Source organism: Mycobacterium sp. 852014-52450_SCH5900713, from assembly GCF_001667075.1.
Lineage (GTDB): Bacteria > Actinomycetota > Actinomycetes > Mycobacteriales > Mycobacteriaceae > Mycobacterium.
This window is the reverse complement of the sequence record NZ_LZIL01000007.1, coordinates 43,575-60,878: the sequence shown is the minus strand read 5'-3', so window position 1 is coordinate 60,878 and position 17,304 is coordinate 43,575. Positions and strand designations below refer to the sequence as shown.

At 68.1% G+C, this 17,304-nt stretch carries 18 protein-coding genes; 5 read left to right on the top strand and 13 right to left on the bottom strand.

Translation table 11 applies throughout. The features are described 5' to 3' along the window. Positions 1 to 181 precede the first annotated feature (181 nt). Positions 182 to 799 (top strand): TetR/AcrR family transcriptional regulator, encoded by a 618-nt coding sequence (locus A5773_RS02445; RefSeq protein ID WP_066958277.1) that lies wholly within the window; start codon positions 182 to 184, stop codon positions 797 to 799. Between the two features lie 79 nt (positions 800 to 878). After that, positions 879 to 1,295 (top strand): nitroreductase family deazaflavin-dependent oxidoreductase, encoded by a 417-nt coding sequence (locus tag A5773_RS02440; protein WP_082948054.1) that lies wholly within the window; start codon positions 879 to 881, stop codon positions 1,293 to 1,295. Here the strand turns inward: A5773_RS02440 and A5773_RS02435 are convergent. Genes A5773_RS02435 through A5773_RS02425 form a run of 3 tightly spaced genes read right to left on the bottom strand, consistent with a single transcriptional unit; the run spans position 1,292 to position 3,293 of the window. Then, positions 1,292 to 1,648 carry a DoxX family protein gene (locus A5773_RS02435; protein WP_066958273.1) on the bottom strand — a complete coding sequence of 119 codons (357 nt, stop codon included), beginning with the start codon at positions 1,646 to 1,648 and terminating at the stop codon, positions 1,292 to 1,294. The two genes, A5773_RS02440 and A5773_RS02435, sit on opposite strands and share 4 nt — an antisense overlap. Positions 1,649 to 1,657: 9 nt before the next feature. After that, positions 1,658 to 2,806: an SPFH domain-containing protein gene (locus A5773_RS02430; RefSeq protein WP_066958270.1), complete on the bottom strand. Its 1,149-nt coding sequence runs from the start codon at positions 2,804 to 2,806 to the stop codon at positions 1,658 to 1,660. Positions 2,807 to 2,855: 49 nt separating this feature from the next. Continuing rightward, positions 2,856 to 3,293, bottom strand: a complete 438-nt coding sequence (locus tag A5773_RS02425; RefSeq protein WP_066958268.1) for an NfeD family protein — start codon at positions 3,291 to 3,293, stop codon at positions 2,856 to 2,858. Positions 3,294 to 3,350: 57 nt separating this feature from the next. Here A5773_RS02425 and A5773_RS02420 point away from each other — a divergent pair, with 57 nt between their 5' ends. After that, entirely contained in the window at positions 3,351 to 4,277 is a 927-nt protein-coding gene (locus A5773_RS02420; protein ID WP_067789256.1) for a hypothetical protein, read from the top strand. Between the two features lie 89 nt (positions 4,278 to 4,366). On the opposite strand, the gene A5773_RS02415 is transcribed toward A5773_RS02420, so the two are convergent. From A5773_RS02415 to A5773_RS02375, 9 genes are all read right to left on the bottom strand, one after another. Then, the gene (locus A5773_RS02415) at positions 4,367 to 5,377 is read right to left on the bottom strand and encodes a ferrochelatase (RefSeq protein ID WP_066958261.1); all 1,011 of its coding nucleotides are present in this window, start codon (positions 5,375 to 5,377) and stop codon (positions 4,367 to 4,369) included. Between the two features lie 6 nt (positions 5,378 to 5,383). Continuing rightward, on the bottom strand, positions 5,384 to 6,193 hold the full coding sequence (inhA, locus tag A5773_RS02410) for an NADH-dependent enoyl-ACP reductase InhA (protein WP_066958259.1): 810 nt from the start codon (positions 6,191 to 6,193) through the stop codon (positions 5,384 to 5,386). Between the two features lie 34 nt (positions 6,194 to 6,227). Then, positions 6,228 to 6,995 (bottom strand): 3-oxoacyl-ACP reductase FabG1, encoded by a 768-nt coding sequence (gene fabG1 / locus A5773_RS02405; RefSeq protein ID WP_066958257.1) that lies wholly within the window; start codon positions 6,993 to 6,995, stop codon positions 6,228 to 6,230. 148 nt (positions 6,996 to 7,143) lie between these two features. Continuing rightward, entirely contained in the window at positions 7,144 to 8,151 is a 1,008-nt protein-coding gene (locus A5773_RS02400; protein WP_067789253.1) for a VWA domain-containing protein, read from the bottom strand. Then, positions 8,148 to 9,059 (bottom strand): DUF58 domain-containing protein, encoded by a 912-nt coding sequence (locus tag A5773_RS02395; RefSeq protein WP_067789262.1) that lies wholly within the window; start codon positions 9,057 to 9,059, stop codon positions 8,148 to 8,150. Before A5773_RS02395 ends, A5773_RS02400 begins: the two co-directional genes overlap by 4 nt. Before the next feature lie 38 nt (positions 9,060 to 9,097). Further along, positions 9,098 to 10,231: a MoxR family ATPase gene (locus A5773_RS02390; protein ID WP_067789249.1), complete on the bottom strand. Its 1,134-nt coding sequence runs from the start codon at positions 10,229 to 10,231 to the stop codon at positions 9,098 to 9,100. Positions 10,232 to 10,383: 152 nt separating this feature from the next. Continuing rightward, positions 10,384 to 11,121, bottom strand: a complete 738-nt coding sequence (gene ripB, locus A5773_RS02385; protein WP_066958243.1) for an NlpC/P60 family peptidoglycan endopeptidase RipB — start codon at positions 11,119 to 11,121, stop codon at positions 10,384 to 10,386. Between the two features lie 25 nt (positions 11,122 to 11,146). Then, positions 11,147 to 12,583 (bottom strand): NlpC/P60 family peptidoglycan endopeptidase RipA, encoded by a 1,437-nt coding sequence (ripA, locus tag A5773_RS02380; protein WP_066958241.1) that lies wholly within the window; start codon positions 12,581 to 12,583, stop codon positions 11,147 to 11,149. A 240-nt stretch (positions 12,584 to 12,823) separates the two neighbouring features. Then, positions 12,824 to 13,366, bottom strand: a complete 543-nt coding sequence (locus A5773_RS02375) for a DUF6676 family protein (RefSeq protein WP_067789246.1) — start codon at positions 13,364 to 13,366, stop codon at positions 12,824 to 12,826. 189 nt (positions 13,367 to 13,555) lie between these two features. Between A5773_RS02375 and A5773_RS02370 the strand changes: the two genes are divergently transcribed. Together A5773_RS02370 and A5773_RS02365 are read left to right on the top strand one after the other, a co-directional pair. Continuing rightward, positions 13,556 to 16,375, top strand: a complete 2,820-nt coding sequence (locus tag A5773_RS02370) for an aconitate hydratase (protein ID WP_197505480.1) — start codon at positions 13,556 to 13,558, stop codon at positions 16,373 to 16,375. Between the two features lie 9 nt (positions 16,376 to 16,384). Next, a complete protein-coding gene (locus A5773_RS02365) occupies positions 16,385 to 16,966 on the top strand; it encodes a TetR/AcrR family transcriptional regulator (RefSeq protein ID WP_066958233.1) in 582 nt (193 codons plus the stop codon). Between the two features lie 38 nt (positions 16,967 to 17,004). Here the strand turns inward: A5773_RS02365 and A5773_RS02360 are convergent, their stop codons facing one another. Continuing rightward, positions 17,005 to 17,250 (bottom strand): helix-turn-helix domain-containing protein, encoded by a 246-nt coding sequence (locus tag A5773_RS02360; protein ID WP_255360758.1) that lies wholly within the window; start codon positions 17,248 to 17,250, stop codon positions 17,005 to 17,007. Positions 17,251 to 17,304 lie beyond the last annotated feature (54 nt).

Below are 17,304 nucleotides of genomic sequence, written 5' to 3'. Positions count from 1 at the left end.
CCCCACAGCTGACCACCCCGCCGCCCTCACGATCCACCAAATCGTGACGGCGGCAGTCGTCTCGCCAGTAGCAGCGACGTCCGCGCCGGTCGCCGTCCCCGCGCCACCGCTGCCGCCGGCACCGCACGCCTGAGGTGATCGGGCTGGCCCGCCATGTAAACGTACGTTTACAATTGTAACCGTGCATTCACCACCGCCGGATGACCGGACGGCCAGAGCACGGATCCGGGACGAAGCGCTGCGATTGATCGCCGAGCGTGGCCCCGACGCGGTCACCCTGCGCGACATCGCGACCGCTGCGGGCGTCTCACCGGCCCTGCTCATCAGGCATTATGGCTCGAAAGACGGGCTGATCGAGGCCGTCGACAGCCACGTGGTCACGACCTTCGAAGCATTGCTGACCAGCATGACCGAGCGGACCGCCGTGGTTGGACTGGAGCCCGCCGCAGTGCCGAGCCTGCTCGACGGCCTGGCCACCTACCTGCCGCCGGATTCGGCGATCCCGGCGTACCTGAGCCGGCTGCTGATCACCGGAGGCCGGGCGGGCTCGGCATTGTTCGACCGGCTCTTCCGGCTCAGCCAAGCCACTCTGGACGCGATGGTTGCGGCCGGAACCGCCAGCCCCGGCGCGGACGCCGCGGTGCGCGCGGCGTTTCTACTTGTCAATGACCTCGCGGTGCTGACGCTGCGCCCCCGCCTGACCGAAGCGCTCGGCGTCGATCCGCTCTCGGATGCGGGCATGCGGCGGTGGGCCGGTGAGGTGTTTGCGATCTATCGCGACGGACTTAGCAACGGCTGAACGAGATACGGAGGTAATGGTGTCCAGCACAACCCTTTTCGTCAGCGCCGGCGCACGCGTGCTGCGGTCGCGTCGACTGATGCGCGCACCCATCTGGCTGTATAAGGCCCGCGCCGGCGCGCTGTTCGGCTCACGCCTGCTGATGCTCGAGCACGTTGGCCGCAAATCCGGCGCGGCGCGCTATGTGGTGCTGGAGGTGGTCGGTCACTCCTCGCCGGACACCTACGTCGTCGCCTCCGGCTTCGGCCGAAAGGCGCAGTGGTTCCGCAACATCCACGCCAACCCGCGGGTGCGTGTCTACGCGGGCAGCCACGCTCCCCGGCGCGCCACCGCGCGCATCCTCGGCCAAGAGGAGGCCGACCGCGCACTGGCCGCCTATGTCAGCCGTCATCGCACGGCCTGGGAACAGATGAGGCCGGTGCTGGAGGAAACGCTCGGGGTTCCGATCACCGAAACCGACACACCGCTGCCGCTGGTCGAGTTGCGCCTGGACTAGTTGCGGTCCGGTCCCTTCGCCGTCATCACGGCGAACGTAGCGAGGAACACCGCGGCCGGGAGCGCGTTGACGACCTTGTCGCGTACGCGGATGTGCGCGCCGAGCGCCAAGACGAAATAGACCGTCAGCATCAACGTCGTCACCCGCGCCAGGACCGGGAACCGGGTGACCGACAGCAAGCCCACGGCGGCCGCCCCCTTCACCGCCGGCAGCACCGGCCGAACGTTCTCCGGCAACCCGACGTCATCGAGAACCTTCCTGATCGGGGCGACCTGGACGCCGCATAGCACCGCGTCCACGGCGTGGAAGGCGCCGAGCGCCACGTAGGTCTTTGGCGAAGTGAAAAGGCTCATCCGGCAATCCTATTGGGCCAACTGCGGCGGCGTCCCCGGCGGCGTGCCGTCCACCGGCTGGCGGGCGCTCGCTTCGGCCTTGGCCACCGCCTGGGCGATCGCGGGGTCGGTCTCGGTGGAGAACCAGTCGGCGATGTCCGCATCGTCCGATGCGGCGGCGTGCTGAGGTGTGTCGTCGACCGGGGAGGGCTCGAACCGGAACACTCCGTCCTGGCCCGGGGTGCCCAGCATTCTGGTGAATCCCTGTAACGCCGCGTTGAAGTCGCTCGGCACCACCCACACCTTGTTGGCGTCACCGCGCGCCATTTCCGGCAGGGTCTGCAGGTACTGGTAGGCCAGCATCTCCGGGGTGGGCCTGCCGGCCTTGATCGCGGCGAACGTCTTCTCGATGGCCTTGGCCTGCCCCTGTGCCCGCAGGTAGGCCGCGGCGCGCTCACCCTGCGCGCGCAGCATGCGGGACTGCCGGTCGGCCTCGGCCGCCAGGATCGCGGCCTGCTTGGCGCCCTCGGCGGCCAGGATCTGCGCCTGCTTGGCGCCTTCGGCCTGGGTGATCGCGGCCTGCCGGTTACCTTCGGCGGTCAGGATCATCGCTCGCTTCTCGCGGTCGGCCTTCATCTGCTTTTCCATCGACGCCTGGATGGACGGCGGCGGGTCGATGCTGCGCAGCTCGACCCGGGCGACCCGCAAGCCCCAGCGACCGGTCGCCTCGTCGAGCACCCCGCGCAATTGACCGTTGATCTGGTCGCGTGACGTCAGCGTCTGCTCGAGCGTCATGCCGCCCACCACGTTGCGCAGCGTGGTGGTGGTGAGCTGCTCCACGCCGACGATGTAGTTGCTGATCTCGTAGACGGCCGCCTGCGGCACGGTGACCTGAAAGTAGACCACGGTGTCGATGTTCAGCGTCAGGTTGTCCTCGGTGATCACCGGCTGCGGCGGAAACGACACCACCCGCTCGCGCAGGTCCACCCGCGCACGGACCCGGTCGATGAACGGCACCAACAACGTCAGCTGGCCGCTGACCGTCCGGCTATATCGACCCAGCCGCTCGATCACCGCGGCCTCCGCCTGCGGTATCAGGGCCACCGACTTGGCGACCACCACAATGGCGAATATCACCAAGACGACCAGCAACACCAAACCAGCAACCGCACCTTGCACGGGAGTTCCTTTCTCTACCAGGGTCTCTGGAGGCGTCCTCGCGCAGCCGTTATGGACCGCTCTTGAAGACCACCGCCGTGGCGCCGTCGATCTGCAAGACGGTCACCGACTCCCCCGGTTCGTAAACATCCCCATCGTTGAGCGGACGCGCCGTCCACACCTCCCCGTCGAGCTTCACCTGGCCCCCGTCGCGGGCGATGCGCTCGAGCACCAATGCGTTCTTGCCCTCCAGCGCCTCGATACCCATCTGCGGCACATGCGCGGGCGTCAGTTGCCGCCGCAGCGCCGGGCGGACCAGCACCAGGAGCAGCACGGAAACGACGAGGAACACGATCCCGTCCGCCCAGCCGGGCCAATCCGTCAGCCAGCTTGTGATTGCCGCGGCCAGGGCACCGCCGCCGAGCATCACCAAAAACATATGGCCGGTGAGCGCCTCCGCACCGGCAAGCACCAGCGCGAATATTAGCCAAAGCACCGCGGCGTGCATGCGGCCAGAATACGCGTGATCCGCCTTTGCCGGGCAAAACAACTACACTGCGGAATCGTGTGGTGTCCCAGTGTCTCGCTGTCCCTGTGGGCCAACGCCTGGCTCGCAGGCAAGGCCGCGCCCGACGACGTCTTGGACGCGTTATCGGCATGGGCGCCAAAGCAATCGGTCACCGCGTATGATGCGGTCGCCGCCGGCCACACCGGGCTGCCGTGGCCCGATGTGCACGACGCCGGAACGGTGACGCTGCTGCAGACGCTGCGCGCCGCGGTCGGCCGGTCGGCGCCCACCCCGGATGGCCCGGGCCGGCTGCGCGGGACGATCAATATGCTTTTGCCCGTGCCCGGCGACGTGCGCGGGCTTGCCCCCGGGACGCAGTTCGAGCGTGATGCCCTGTCCGCGGGCGAGGCGATCATCATCGCCAACCCCCACGATCCCGCCACCGCCGTGGGGCTGGTCCCCGAGTTCTCCTACGACGACGAGCCGGAGGACTTCGCCGACCTGTGCGCGCTGTCCTGGACGGTGTACTCGCTGCCGGGCGCGCCGGTCCTCGACCATTACGAGCTCGGCGATGCCGAATACGAGCTGCGCTCGGCAGTCCGGTCGGCCGCCGACGCGCTCGGCGCCATCGGGCTGGGAGCGGCGGCGGCCGACGTCGACGATCCGCGGGGACTCGTCGAGCAACTGCTGGAATCCGCACGGCAGCACCGGGTTCCCGAACATGCGCCGACCCGGGCGCTGCGGGTGCTGGAGAATGCCGCGCACGTCGACGCCATCGTCGCGGTCAGCGCCGGACTCAGTCGGTCACCCGACTCGCCGGAGCGGTTCACCGCTCCCGTCGTCGCCGGCCCGGAGCCGTTTGGCGCCCAATCGTCTTCGGAGGCCCGCATCGCCAGCGACGCGCTGCGGCCGCTGACCGCGGTGGTGCGTTCGGCGCGGATGGCCGCCGTCACCGCGATCCTGCACTCGGCGTGGGCCGACTAGCCCTGCTTCCGAGGCGACCCGCTTCGCCCGGCTATGCCCCCTTATGGCGGCAACCCACTTCGCCCGCTCTGCCGCGCTCGCGATCGCCGCTAGCCCGCTTCCGAGGCGACGCAGTGCGGCGGACGGCACGGCGCGCCGTCGACGCTGGCCAAACAACCGGGCACCGGGTCGGGGCCGGCCACCCGGGCCGGCCGTCGGCCGGTGCGCAGCTCATCGATGAGATCGGCGGCCAGCCGGGCGAATCGGCGATCGGCGTTGGGTGTGGCGGCCCGGGCGAACGCCAGCCCCGCCGCCTCGGCCTGGGCTCGCAACTCTTCGTCAAGGTCCCAGACCACCTCGATGTGGTCCGCGACAAACCCGATCGGGCAGACGATGACGGCCTCGGTGCCCGCCGCGGCCAGCGCGGAGAGATGGTCCTCGACACTGGGTTCCAGCCACGGCACCTGCGGCGGGCCCGAGCGCGACTGCCAGGCCAGATCGAAATCGGAGTATCCCGCCGCGGCCGCGACAAGCCTTGTGGCATAGGCGACTTGACGGCTGTACAGGCTCGGGCCCAGGCGCCGGTCGGCGGCCACCGGAACCGAGTGGGCGGTGAACACCAGCCTCGCGCCATCGGGCACGCTCTGCGCCGCCGCCTCGACGGCGCCGGCGAACATCTCGACGAAGAGCGGGTGGTCGAAATAGGGCCGAAGCTTGACCAGCTCGGGCGCGTCGGGTCCGGCCGCGCCCCGCGCCCGGGCGATGTCTTCGGTGTACTGCGTGCAGCTCGAGTAGCCGCTCCACGCCGACGTGGTGAACACCGCGGCACGCCGGACGCCGTTGTCACGCATGCTCTTTACGGTGTCCTCGACATAGGGATCCCAGTTGCGGTTGCCGAAGTAGACCGGCAGGTCCTGCTCCGCCTGGAGCTCGGTGATCAGGGCGCGGTTGATCCCGTTGATCGGTGACACGCCACCGAAATGCAGGTAGTGCTGTGCGACGTCGTCCAGGCGTTCGGGGGGCACGTTGCGCCCGCGGGTGACGTTCTCCAGGAACGGCCGCACCTGCTCGGGTCCCTCCGGGCCGCCGAAGGACAGCAGCAGGATAGCGTCGAATTCCATTGGAACCTAGAGCAATTGGGTGCTGGCGCCGCCGTCGGCGAAGATGATGGTGCCGGTGGTGGCCGGTAGCCAGTCGGAGAGCAGGGCGCACACCGTCTTGGCGACCGGCGTCGGGTCCTTCATGTTCCAGCCGATCGGTGCGCGCTGGTCCCAGCCCTCCTCCAGCAGCTGCATCTGGGCGCCGGCCTCCTCGCCGAGCGCGCCGCCGACGATCGCGCTCATCGCCAGCGTCCGGATGGGGCCCGCCGCAACGAGATTAGAGCGCACCCCGAACTTGCCCGCCTCGCGGGCAACGAACCGATTGACCGATTCCAGCGCGCTCTTGGCCACCGTCATCCAGTTGTAGGCCGGCATGGCCCGGCTGGGGTCGAAGTCCATGCCGACGATGGACCCGCCGGGGTTCATGATCGGCAGCAGCGCCTTGGCAAGCGACGCATACGAATACGCGGAGATGTGGATGCCCTTGGAGACATCCTCGTAGGGCGCGTCGAAGAACGGGTTGATGCCCATCCCGGTCTGCGGCATGAAGCCGATCGAGTGCACCACCCCGTCCAGCTTGTTGCCCTCACCGATCTCGGCGGTGACCCGCTCGGCGAGGCTGTTGAGGTGCTCCTCGTTCTGCACGTCGAGCTCGATCAGGGGGGCCTTCTCCGGCAGCCGGTCGGCGATGCGCTGGATCAGGCGCAACCGGTCGAACCCGGTCAGCACCAACTGCGCCCCCGCTTCTTGGGCCGCCTTGGCGATGTGAAACGCGATCGACGAGTCGGTGATGATCCCGGAGACCAGAATCCGTTTGCCGTCGAGCAGTCCTGCCATGTCAGTCCTTAATATCCTTGTGTCGTGGGTGAATTCAGTGGCCCATGCCCATGCCGCCGTCGACCGGGATCACCGCGCCGGCGATATAGCCCGCATCTTCGGACGCCAGGAAGCTGACCGCCCCGGCGACGTCCTCGGCGGTGCCGACCCGCTTGGCCGGGATGAATTCCAGTGCGCCCGCCTGGATCCGCTCGTCCAGCGCGCGGGTCATCTCGGTGTCGATGTAGCCGGGGGCGACCACGTTGGCGGTCACCCCGGCCTTGGACAGCTCGCGGGAGATCGAGCGTGCCATGCCGATCAGGCCGGCCTTGGCGGCGGCGTAGTTGGCCTGGTTGCCGATGCCCCACATGCCGGAGACCGATCCGATGAAGATGATGCGGCCGAACCGCTTGCGTTGCATGCTGCGCGATGCCCGCTGTGCCACGCGGAACGCCCCGGTGAGGTTGGCGTTGATGACCTCCGCGAAACGCTCCTCGGTCATCCGGATGAGGAAGGCGTCCTTCGAGATCCCGGCGTTGGACACCAGCACCTCGACCGGACCCTGGTGCTCCTCGACCTCCTTGAACGCGCGGTCGACCGCATCGTTGTCGGTGACGTCACATACGACGCCGAACAGCCCCTCGGGCGCCCCGGATCCGCGGTGCGTGACGGCAACCTTGTGGCCGTCGGCCGCCAGCCGCCGCGCGATCGCCAGACCGATGCCCCGGTTTCCGCCCGTCACCAGGACGGAACGGGAGACGAATGCGGGTTTGCCGCCGTCGGCGGCACTTTCGGTGGTGTTCTCGGTGGCCGTGTCAGTCACCCCGTCAACCTAGCGCCTGGGTCCCGCGTGGTTGAAATGTCCCCCTGGGATGTCGCCCCGGTCACGCTGGCGTGACACTCGACTGCCACAGCCACGCTGGCGTGACGCTCGGGAGCAAAAGGGGAGCAAAAAGGGGCAAAGGCGGCAGCTACGTCGGCAGGCGGCGGTTGATGAGCAGCGCCGCCAGCGCCGCCAACGCCAACACCAGCGCACCCAACCGCACCCAGCCGACGCTGGCGTCGCCCTTGATCGTCTCGTAGCCGATCTGCTGCTGCAGCGTCGCGTACACGTTTTTCAGCTCGGCCAAGCTGCCGGCGCTGTACCAGCTCCCGCCGGAGAGCTCGGCGACCTTCTTCATCGTGGAATCGTCGACGGGCACCGGCTGGCGCTGGTCGTTGATCTCGACGAAGCCATACGGGGTGCCGAACGAAATCGTCGAGATGGGCACACCCTGGTCTTTGGCGGTGCGCGCGGCGGTGAACGCGCCCTTCGGGTTGTCCGGGTTGGTCGGCATCGTCTCCTTGCCGTCGGAGAACAGCACGATGCGCGCCGGCGGCGGCTTGTCGCCGCCCCCGATCACCGCGCCCACGGTCGCGATGGCCTGCAACGCGGTGAAGATGCCCTCGCCCGTGGCGGTGCGGTCGGCGAACTGCAGCTTGTCCAGCCCGTTCTTGGTCGCGTCCCGGTTGGTCGTCGGTTGCACCAGCACGGTGGCGGTCCCCGCATACTCGATCAGCCCCAGGTTGATGCCCGGGGTCAGCTCGTCGGCGAACTGCTTGGCCGCCTCCTGTGCGGCCGCCATCCGGTTGGGCTGCACGTCGGTGGCCCGCATCGATTGCGACACGTCGATCACCAGCATCACGACCGCGCGGTTGCGTGGAATGCGGACGTCGTGCGTCGGCCCGGCCATCGCGATGGTAAACAGCACCAGCGACGCCACCAGCAGGATGGCCGGCACGTGCCGCCAACGCGAAGGCCGTTTGGGCGCAACGCTTTCCAACAGCTCCATGTTGGCGAATCGCAGCATCCGCCGCTGTCGCGCCAGCTGCATGAGGACGTACATCGCGGCGAGCCCGGCGACGACGAGCAGGAACAGGAAGAACCACGAGTGTTCGAAGCCCGACAACGACATCGGACCGAGGAGCGGCAATGTCACTGCCGCCCCGCCAATGCACCGCGCCTGCGGGACTCCACGAAACGGACGATGTCGGCGATCCAATCGCGGTCGGTGCGCAGCGAGAGCACCGGGGCCCCGCAGCTGCGGATGGTGCGCGCCACCTCGGCGCGGTGCGCCGCGGCCGCCTTGGCGAAATCGTCACGCAGCTGCGCATCGATGGTGAATTCGCGGGTCACGCCGGACTCGGCGTCCTGCAGCACGACGTCGCCGATGTCGGGCAGTTCGACGTCGCGGGGGTCGAGCACCTCAATGGCAAGCACCTCGTGCCGAGCCGCGATCGCCCGCAGCGGGCGCATCCAGTTGATCGGCCCCAGGAAGTCGCTGATGATCACCGCCATGCCGCGGCGGCGTTCCGGGCGGCGCAACGCGTCGATGGCCATCGCCAGGTCCCCGCGCACCCCGACCGGCGCCCTGGGGGTGGTGGCGATGGTGCGCAGCAGCGTCTGCTCGTGCTGGCGCCCAGAGCGCGCCGGAACCCGGACCATCGTCTCGCCGTTGGCGATCAGCGCGCCCAGCCGGTTGCCGCCGCCGCTGTTGAGGAACGTGATCGCGGCCGCGGCGGCCACCGCCAGGTCCCGCTTCTCGCACCCGACGGTGCCGAAGTCCAGGCTGGCCGACATGTCGACGACCATCCAGGTCTCCAGCTCGCGGTCGGCGATCATCTGCCGGACGTGGGGGTGCATGGTGCGCGCGGTCACGGCCCAGTCCATCCGCCGGACGTCGTCGCCGGGCTGGTATTCGCGTGACTCCCCCGGCTCCGAGCCCGGCCCGGGGATCAGGCCGAGGTGGTCGCCGTGCAGGACGCCGTCGAGCTTGCGCTTGACCGTCAGCTCGAGCTGCCGCAGCGCCGCCGCCAGCTTCGGGTCGACGATCTGCCCGCGCTGCATCGATGGCGGATGCGGCACCGCCGGCTGCTGGGGGTCGGTCACCGACCGCTAGCCGCGCCGGCGGCCTGCATCACCGGGGGCACCGACTGCCCTTGCTGCGGAACGGCGTTCACCTGAGGCAGGGCGACCGTCTGCAGGATCCGGTTGATGACGATCTCCGGCGAGATCTCGTCGGCGAGCGCGTCATAGGTGAGCACCAAGCGGTGCCGCAGCACGTCGGGAATCACGTCGACGACGTCTTGCGGGATCACGTAGTCGCGGCCGCGCACCAGCGCGAGCGACCGGGACGCGGCGATGATGCCCAGCGAGGCACGCGGGGACGCACCGAACGAGATCCACGTCTTGACGTCGTTCATCCCGAGTTGCTCGGGATAACGGGTGGCCATGACGACGCGCACCACGTAGTCGACCAGCGCGTGGTGCACGAAGCCGTTGGCCGCGATGTCCTGCAGCCGCAACAGGTCGCCGGTGTTCAGGATCTGCTTGGGCTCCGGCGGCCGCACGCCCATGCGGTAGATGATCTCCCGCTCCTCTTCCGGGGACGGGTAGCCGACGTTGATCTTGAACAGGAAGCGGTCCCGCTGGGCCTCGGGGAGCGGGTACACGCCCTCGTGCTCGATCGGGTTCTGGGTGGCCATCACCAGGAACGGGTTGGGCAGCGGGAACCTCTTGCCACCGATGGACACTTGGCGTTCCTGCATGACCTCCAGCAGCGCCGACTGCACCTTGGCCGGCGCGCGGTTGATCTCGTCGGCGAGCAGGAAGTTCACCACCACCGGGCCGAGCTCGGTGTCGAACTCTTCCTTGCCCTGCCGGTAGATGCGGGTACCGATGATGTCGGTGGGCACCAGGTCGGGCGTGAACTGGATGCGGGCGAACGTGCCGCCCACGACCTTGGCGAAGGTCTCGACGGCCAGCGTCTTGGCCACGCCGGGGACACCCTCGAGCAACACGTGGCCCTTGGAGAGCAGACCGACCAGCATGCGCTCGACGAGCTGGTCCTGCCCGACGATGATCCGCTTGACCTCGAAGATGGCGCGCTCCAGGGTGTGGACCTCGGCGGCCAGGCCGTTACCGCCGCCGGACGGCGCTTCCTGGGCCGGCGAGCCGGAAGGACCACCCGGGCCCGAGTAACCGCTGGCGCCCGGAGGCGGCCCACCTGCTGCTGTCATCAATAACCCTCCACAGCTCAATCGGACACGACTGCTTGCACCACGACTGTCGTGGGGCCGCGACGTGCCCGCGTCCAACTATTCCAGGCCCGCCGGATTCCGTCGACGCTGGTGGTTCGCCCCCGGGATCCCGCCGGGCGAACACACCTGGATCAGTACTCGATGATCCTAGTCAGGAACGGCGTCATGCCGGGCTTGCGCACCGGGCTGACGGTCACCTTGCCGGCGAGGCTGGACGCCTCCAGCATCTGGCCGTTGCCCAGATACATGGTGACGTGCTGGCCGCCGTTCGGCCCGTAGAAGATGAGGTCACCGCGCCTGGCCTGGTCCTGTGGGATGTGCCGGCCCGCGTTGTACTGGTCGCCGGAGAACCGCGGGATCAGCACGCCGACCCCGGCGAAGCCGTAGCGCATCAGGCCCGAGCAGTCGAAGCCGTTGATGTCGGCGCCGTCGCCGACGCCCTTGCTGGGACCGTCCAGCGAGCCACCACCCCACGAGTACGGGACGCCCATCTGCGATCCCATCCGCTTGATCACGTACTCGATGGCCTGCCGACCGTAGACCCGCGGGATCTTGCCGCCGGGGTTGGTGGGGCTGGCCGCGGTGGGAGCGGGATCGCCCAGGATGTTGATTCCGAGGCCGCCAAGGAACTGCCTGCCGAGGTCCATCGTCGTTTGGGTGGCCTGCGCGGTGGCCTGCAGCGAGGCGTTGGCGACGGCGAGCGGATCACCCGGGGCGCCGGCGCTGATGGTCGCCGGCAGGGTGGGATCCCACCCGCCGGGGTCGGCGGTGGCGGGGGCGGCCCCGGAAATGGCCGAAGACAACATCAGCCCGGTCACCACGGTGGTGATCCAGGCGAAGTTGATCAGACGAATCCGCTTGCGGCGCATGACTCCCCGTTCAGTTCTCATTCGTTCACCACTCGATGTAGCGGACCACGTAGGGCGTCATACCGCTGGTGCGCACCGGCGCCACGCGGACTTTCAGACCGATGTCCGGAGCCTCGAGCATTTGGCCGTCGCCGAGGTAGATCGTCACGTGCTGGCTGCCGCCGGGGCCGTAGAAGATGACGTCGCCGCGGCGCATCTGCGAGGACGGAATCTTGCGGCCCAGGTTGTACTGCGAGCCCGAGTAGTGCGGCAGCTTGATGCCCACCCCGGCGAACGAGTACAGGACCAGCCCCGAACAGTCGAAGCCGGTGATGCCGGCGCCGGAGTCGATGCCCTTGCTCGGCCCCGCCGCGTTGCCGCCGCCCCAGGAGTACGGGACGCCGATCTGCGACATCCCGCGCCGAATCACGTATTCGCTGGCCTGCCGGCCGTAGACCCGCGGGATCCGCCCGGCCGTCGCACCGGGGGACGCGTTGGTGATGCCGGTGTCGTCGGGCTTGAGGATGCCCATCTGCTGCAGGAAGTTGCGGCCCAGCCCGGCGGTGACCTGCGTGGAGGTCGCCGAGATGCCCAGCACCTGGTTGATGACCGCGATCGGGTCGCCGGGCACGTTGGCGCTGGGGATCATCGGCAGGGTCGGGTCCCACCCACCGTCCCAGCGGCGAGCCCCGGCCTGCGGCGCCGGCGCGCCCGGCGAGCCGGTCTCCCACCGGTCGCCCGACGCTGGAGCCGCGGGGCCGCCCGGGCCGGAAGCCCACTGCCGTTTGGCCGCTTCCAGTTTGGCCTGAGCCTCGTCGCGTTCGGCGGCCAGGCGAGCGATTTGGTCGCGCTGTTCGTCGAACTTGCGCTTGGAGTCGGTCAGCGCCGCCACCGCGGCGTCCTGGCTGCCCTTGGCGTCGGCCGCGGCCTTGTCGGCCTTCTGCTTGGCCAGCCGCGCCCCCGACTCCTTGTTCACCTGTTCGGTCCGCGCCCGCTGCAGCTTGGCTATCACCGTTTGGGAACTCGAAGACAGCGTCTGGGCGGCGGCCTCGGTGGCGATGATGTCGTCGGGGCTGCTGGCGGTCAGGTATCCGCTCGAAGGGCCATTCATATAGGTGGCCGCCGCGAACGTGTCGAACCGCTGCTGCGCCGCGGCGATCGCGGCGTTGGCGTCTTTGACCGACTGCTGGCTGGTCTCGAGGTCGTGTTGGGCGGCGGCGGCGTTGTCCCGGGCGGTCTCGACGTCGACCAGGGCCTTGTTGACGCTCTCCTGTTCCGTCTGAATTTCGGCGCTCAGGTTTTCCAGGCGCTGGTTGGCCTTGGCGACGTTGGCGATCAGCCCGGCCAGGCTGTCGGCGGCGGGATCACCGTGCGCCAGCCCGGGCGTGCAGAGCAGCAGGGCCACGCTCACGACCGACGGCACGACCGGCCGCACCAGCCTTGCGACCGGCTGCGCAGTAGAGCCCCGGCGTGTGCGTCTCATTCGACTCAGGTCTCCTACGGCTCAACGCGACGGGCGGCGCCGGCCACAGAGTTCGTTAAGGGCGCCAAAGACAACACCAGCATCATTTGCACCGTACGTCACACCTTTGGGCGCGCAAACGCTCCACAGAAATCGCACTCTCTACGTGCGTTTAATGTGACCGAACGGTTATCTACCGGGTTTGCCGGGACGACGTCCCAGGGCCCGACCGACGGAGCCGGCCGGGGCGGATGCGGGTGGCTAGGCCGTGTTGGTGGGCGTCACTTCCTGCGCTCCCCCCGAATCCGCCGGCGTTGCTGAGCGCCTGCCGCGCACCTGCAGGATTCGGGTCCCGACGGCCGCCGCGAGCACGGCCAGCAACAGGAAGATGGTCAGGCCCGTCCAGGGAAATTCCGGGGCGCTCAGCTCGTTGACGAAGTGTTGCGCCGAGACCACCGGGTTACCGGTCTTGGCGATGTCCTCGCCCGCCTCCAGCGTGACCCGCGGGAACTGAGTGCTGTAGCTGCCGACGTAGCTCGGGCTCAGCGTCAGGACGGTGGAGTCGTGGTAGTCGGCGCCGACCACCGTGGAGATGTCCCGCAGGGGGGTGTCGTTCGGAGGGTTGTGGTCGAGCAGCACGATCTTGAGGTTGATGCCCTTGGCATGGGCCTCGTCGACGATGTGCAGCAGGCCCGGCATGTCCGCCGCCGGCGCGCTGACGCCGGTCGCGGCGACCTGGGCCTTGACCGCGGTCATGTCGACGTCTTGCGGGATGTAGACGGGTAGGACCGGATGCAAGGTCATGATGTCCCTCCTGCCGTAGCGCTACAGGCACCGTACGCGACTTCATTTCGGGGGGTTTAAACCGTCGACTTACGCGATAAGACTGGACCTACGGGCGCCCCGTCGTAATGCAGGACAAGCGTACTGTTAAAGTAGCACCGCGCCGCCGACACGGCCCGTCGGCGGAAGAACTTAATCCCGGGAGTTGAAGTGACTAAAGAAGATTCTGTGAACTCATACGGAGCACGCGACACCCTGAAGGTCGGCGACAAGAGTTATCAGATCTATCGCCTCGACGCCGTCCCCAACACTGAAAAACTCCCCTACAGCCTCAAAGTCCTCGCCGAGAACCTGCTGCGCAACGAGGACGGCGCCAACATCACCAAGGACCACATCGAGGCCATCGCGAACTGGGATCCCAAGGCGGACCCCAGCATTGAGATCCAGTACACGCCCGCTCGCGTCGTGATGCAGGACTTCACCGGGGTGCCGTGCATCGTCGACTTGGCCACCATGCGCGAGGCAATCGGCGACCTCGGCGGCAAGGCGGAGAAGGTGAACCCGCTGGCGCCGGCCGACCTGGTGATCGACCACTCGGTGATCGCCGACCTGTTCGGCACCGCCGACGCCTTCGAGCGCAACGTCGAAATCGAGTACCAGCGCAACGGGGAGCGCTATCAGTTCTTGCGTTGGGGCCAAGGCGCTTTCCGCGACTTCAAGGTGGTGCCGCCGGGCACCGGCATCGTCCACCAGGTGAACATCGAGTACCTCGCCAGCGTGGTGATGGACCGTGACGGGGTGGCCTACCCGGACACCTGCGTGGGCACCGACTCGCACACCACGATGGTCAACGGCCTGGGTGTGCTGGGCTGGGGCGTCGGCGGCATCGAGGCCGAGGCCGCGATGCTCGGTCAGCCGGTGTCGATGCTGATCCCGCGGGTCGTCGGGTTCAAGCTGACCGGTGAGATCCAGGCGGGCGTCACCGCCACCGACGTCGTGCTCACCGTCACCGAGATGCTGCGCAAGCACGGCGTGGTCGGCAAGTTCGTCGAGTTCTACGGCGAGGGCGTGGCCGAGGTGCCACTGGCCAACCGCGCCACCCTGGGCAACATGAGCCCCGAATTCGGTTCCACCGCAGCGATTTTCCCGATCGACGAGGAGACCATCTCCTACCTGCGGTTCACCGGCCGCTCCGAAGAGCAGCTGTCGCTGGTCGAGGCGTACGCCAAAGAGCAGGGCATGTGGCACGACCCCAAGCACGAGCCGGCCTTCTCCGAATACCTCGAACTCGACCTGTCCGACGTGGTGCCGTCGATCGCCGGACCGAAGCGCCCGCAGGACCGAATCCCATTGTCGGAGGCCAAGTCCACCTTCCGTGGGCAGATCGGCGACTACGTCGGCGACGACCCCGACAAGAAGGAGTACTCCAAGCTCGACGAGTCCGTCGACGAGTCCTTCCCGGCCAGCGACCCCGGCGCGCTGGAGAACGGCCATGCCGACGACGCCCCGAAGTTCGAATCGGCTGCGGCACATGCCAAGGGCCGGGTGAGCAACCCTGTGCGGGTAAAGTCCGACGACCGTGGCGAATTCGAGCTCGACCACGGCGCGGTGGTGATCGCGGCCATCACGTCGTGCACTAACACCTCCAACCCCGAGGTGATGCTGGGCGCGGCGCTGCTGGCGCGCAACGCCGTCGAGAAGGGGCTGGCGTCCAAGCCCTGGGTGAAGACGACGATGGCGCCGGGCTCGCAGGTGGTCCACGACTACTACGACAAGGCCGGCCTGTGGCCCTATCTGGAGAAGCTCGGCTTCTACCTCGTCGGCTACGGCTGCACCACGTGCATCGGGAACTCCGGCCCGCTGCCCGAGGAGATTTCCAAGGCGATCAACGACAACGACCTGTCGGTGTCGGCGGTGCTGTCCGGTAACCGCAACTTCGAGGGCCGGATCAACCCCGACGTGAAGATGAACTACCTGGCGTCCCCGCCGCTGGTGGTGGCCTACGCGTTGGCCGGGACCATGGACTTCGACTTCGATAAGCAGCCGCTGGGCACCGACAAGGACGGCAACGACGTCTTCCTCAAAGACATCTGGCCGTCGCAGAAGGACGTGTCGGACACCATCGCCTCGGCGATCAGCCAGGAGATGTTCACCAAGAACTACGCCGACGTGTTCAAGGGCGACGAGCGCTGGCGCAACCTGCCCACTCCGAGCGGCAATACCTTTGAGTGGAACCAGGATTCGACCTACGTGCGCAAGCCCCCGTACTTCGAGGGGATGTCGGCGGAGCCCGAGCCAGTCAGCGACATCACCGGCGCGCGGGTGCTGGCGCTGCTGGGTGACTCGGTGACCACCGACCACATCTCCCCCGCCGGTGCCATCAAGCCGGGGACGCCCGCGGCGCAGTACCTTGACGAGCACGGCGTCGATCGCAAGGACTACAACTCATTCGGCTCCCGGCGCGGCAACCACGAGGTGATGATCCGCGGCACCTTCGCCAATATCCGGCTCCGCAACCAGTTGCTCGATGACGTTTCCGGCGGCTACACCCGCGACTTCACCCAGGACGGCGCCCCGCAGGCGTTCATCTACGACGCCGCGCAAAACTATGCGGCGCAGGACATTCCGCTGGTGGTGCTGGGCGGTAAGGAATATGGGTCCGGCTCCTCACGCGACTGGGCGGCCAAGGGCACGCTGCTGCTGGGCGTGCGGGCGGTGATCGCCGAGTCGTTCGAGCGCATCCACCGCTCCAACCTGATCGGGATGGGCGTGATCCCGCTGCAGTTCCCGGAGGGCAAGTCCGCCAAGGAATTGGGGCTGGACGGCACGGAGGTGTTCGACATCACCGGCATCGAGGCGCTCAACGACGGCAAGACGCCAAAGACGGTGCGCGTCAAGGCCACCAAGGATGGCGGCGACCCGGTCGAGTTCGACGCGGTGGTGCGCATCGACACCCCCGGGGAAGCCGACTACTACCGCAACGGCGGCATCCTGCAGTACGTGCTGCGCAACATGCTTAAGTCCGGCTAGTCCCTAGTCGTGCCCAAGGTAAGCGAGGGCCATCTGGCGGCGCGCCGCCGCCAGATCCTCGACGGAGCTCGCCACTGCTTCGCCGAATACGGCTACGACAAGGCCACGGTTCGGCGGCTGGAACAAGCGATCGGGATGTCGCGCGGTGCGATCTTCCACCACTTCCGCGACAAGGACGCGCTGTTCTTCGCGCTGGCGCACGAGGATGCCGAGCGGATGGCCGACGTGGCGTCGCGCGCGGGCCTCATCCAGGTGATGCGCGACATGCTCGCCGCGCCGGACCAGTTCGACTGGCTGGCGACCAGGTTGGAGATCGCACGCAAGCTGCGCAACGACCCGGAGTTCAGCCGCGGTTGGGCGGAGCGGTCCGCGGAATTGGCGGCGGCGACGACCGATCGGTTGCGCCGGCAGAAGGAGGCGCACCGGGTCCGCGACGACGTTCCCGGCGACGTTTTGCAGTGCTACCTGGAGTTGGTGCTCGACGGCCTGGTGGCCCGGCTGGCGTCAGGCGAAGATCCGCGCCGGTTGTCCGCCGTGCTCGACCTGGTGGAGAATTCGGTACGCCGCAAGGACTCTGGGCCGCAGGCATAGCGTCACTGCGAACAAGGGGACGTGATTTCGCAGTGACGCTATACCCGCGCAGATCGCGAGGTGTGGTTGGGCCCACCACGACCGCGCATCGTTGCGCCGGCCTGCAGCAACATGCTGTGGACCGATCCGTACGACCTGCCGGTGGACGCGGCCAGCGTGCGGATGCTGGCCCCGCCCTCGTAGGCGTTGCGCAGCTCGAACAGCAACTGTTCCCGGGTCTGCTTCGACCTTTGCGGTGTCCTTTTCATGGATGCCCTCCGCGCCCGAACACGATCGACAAGCACCCAGAGTAAGAACCCGCCGTCGGCCGCGGGCGGAATTGGCCGAAAAGCACCCAG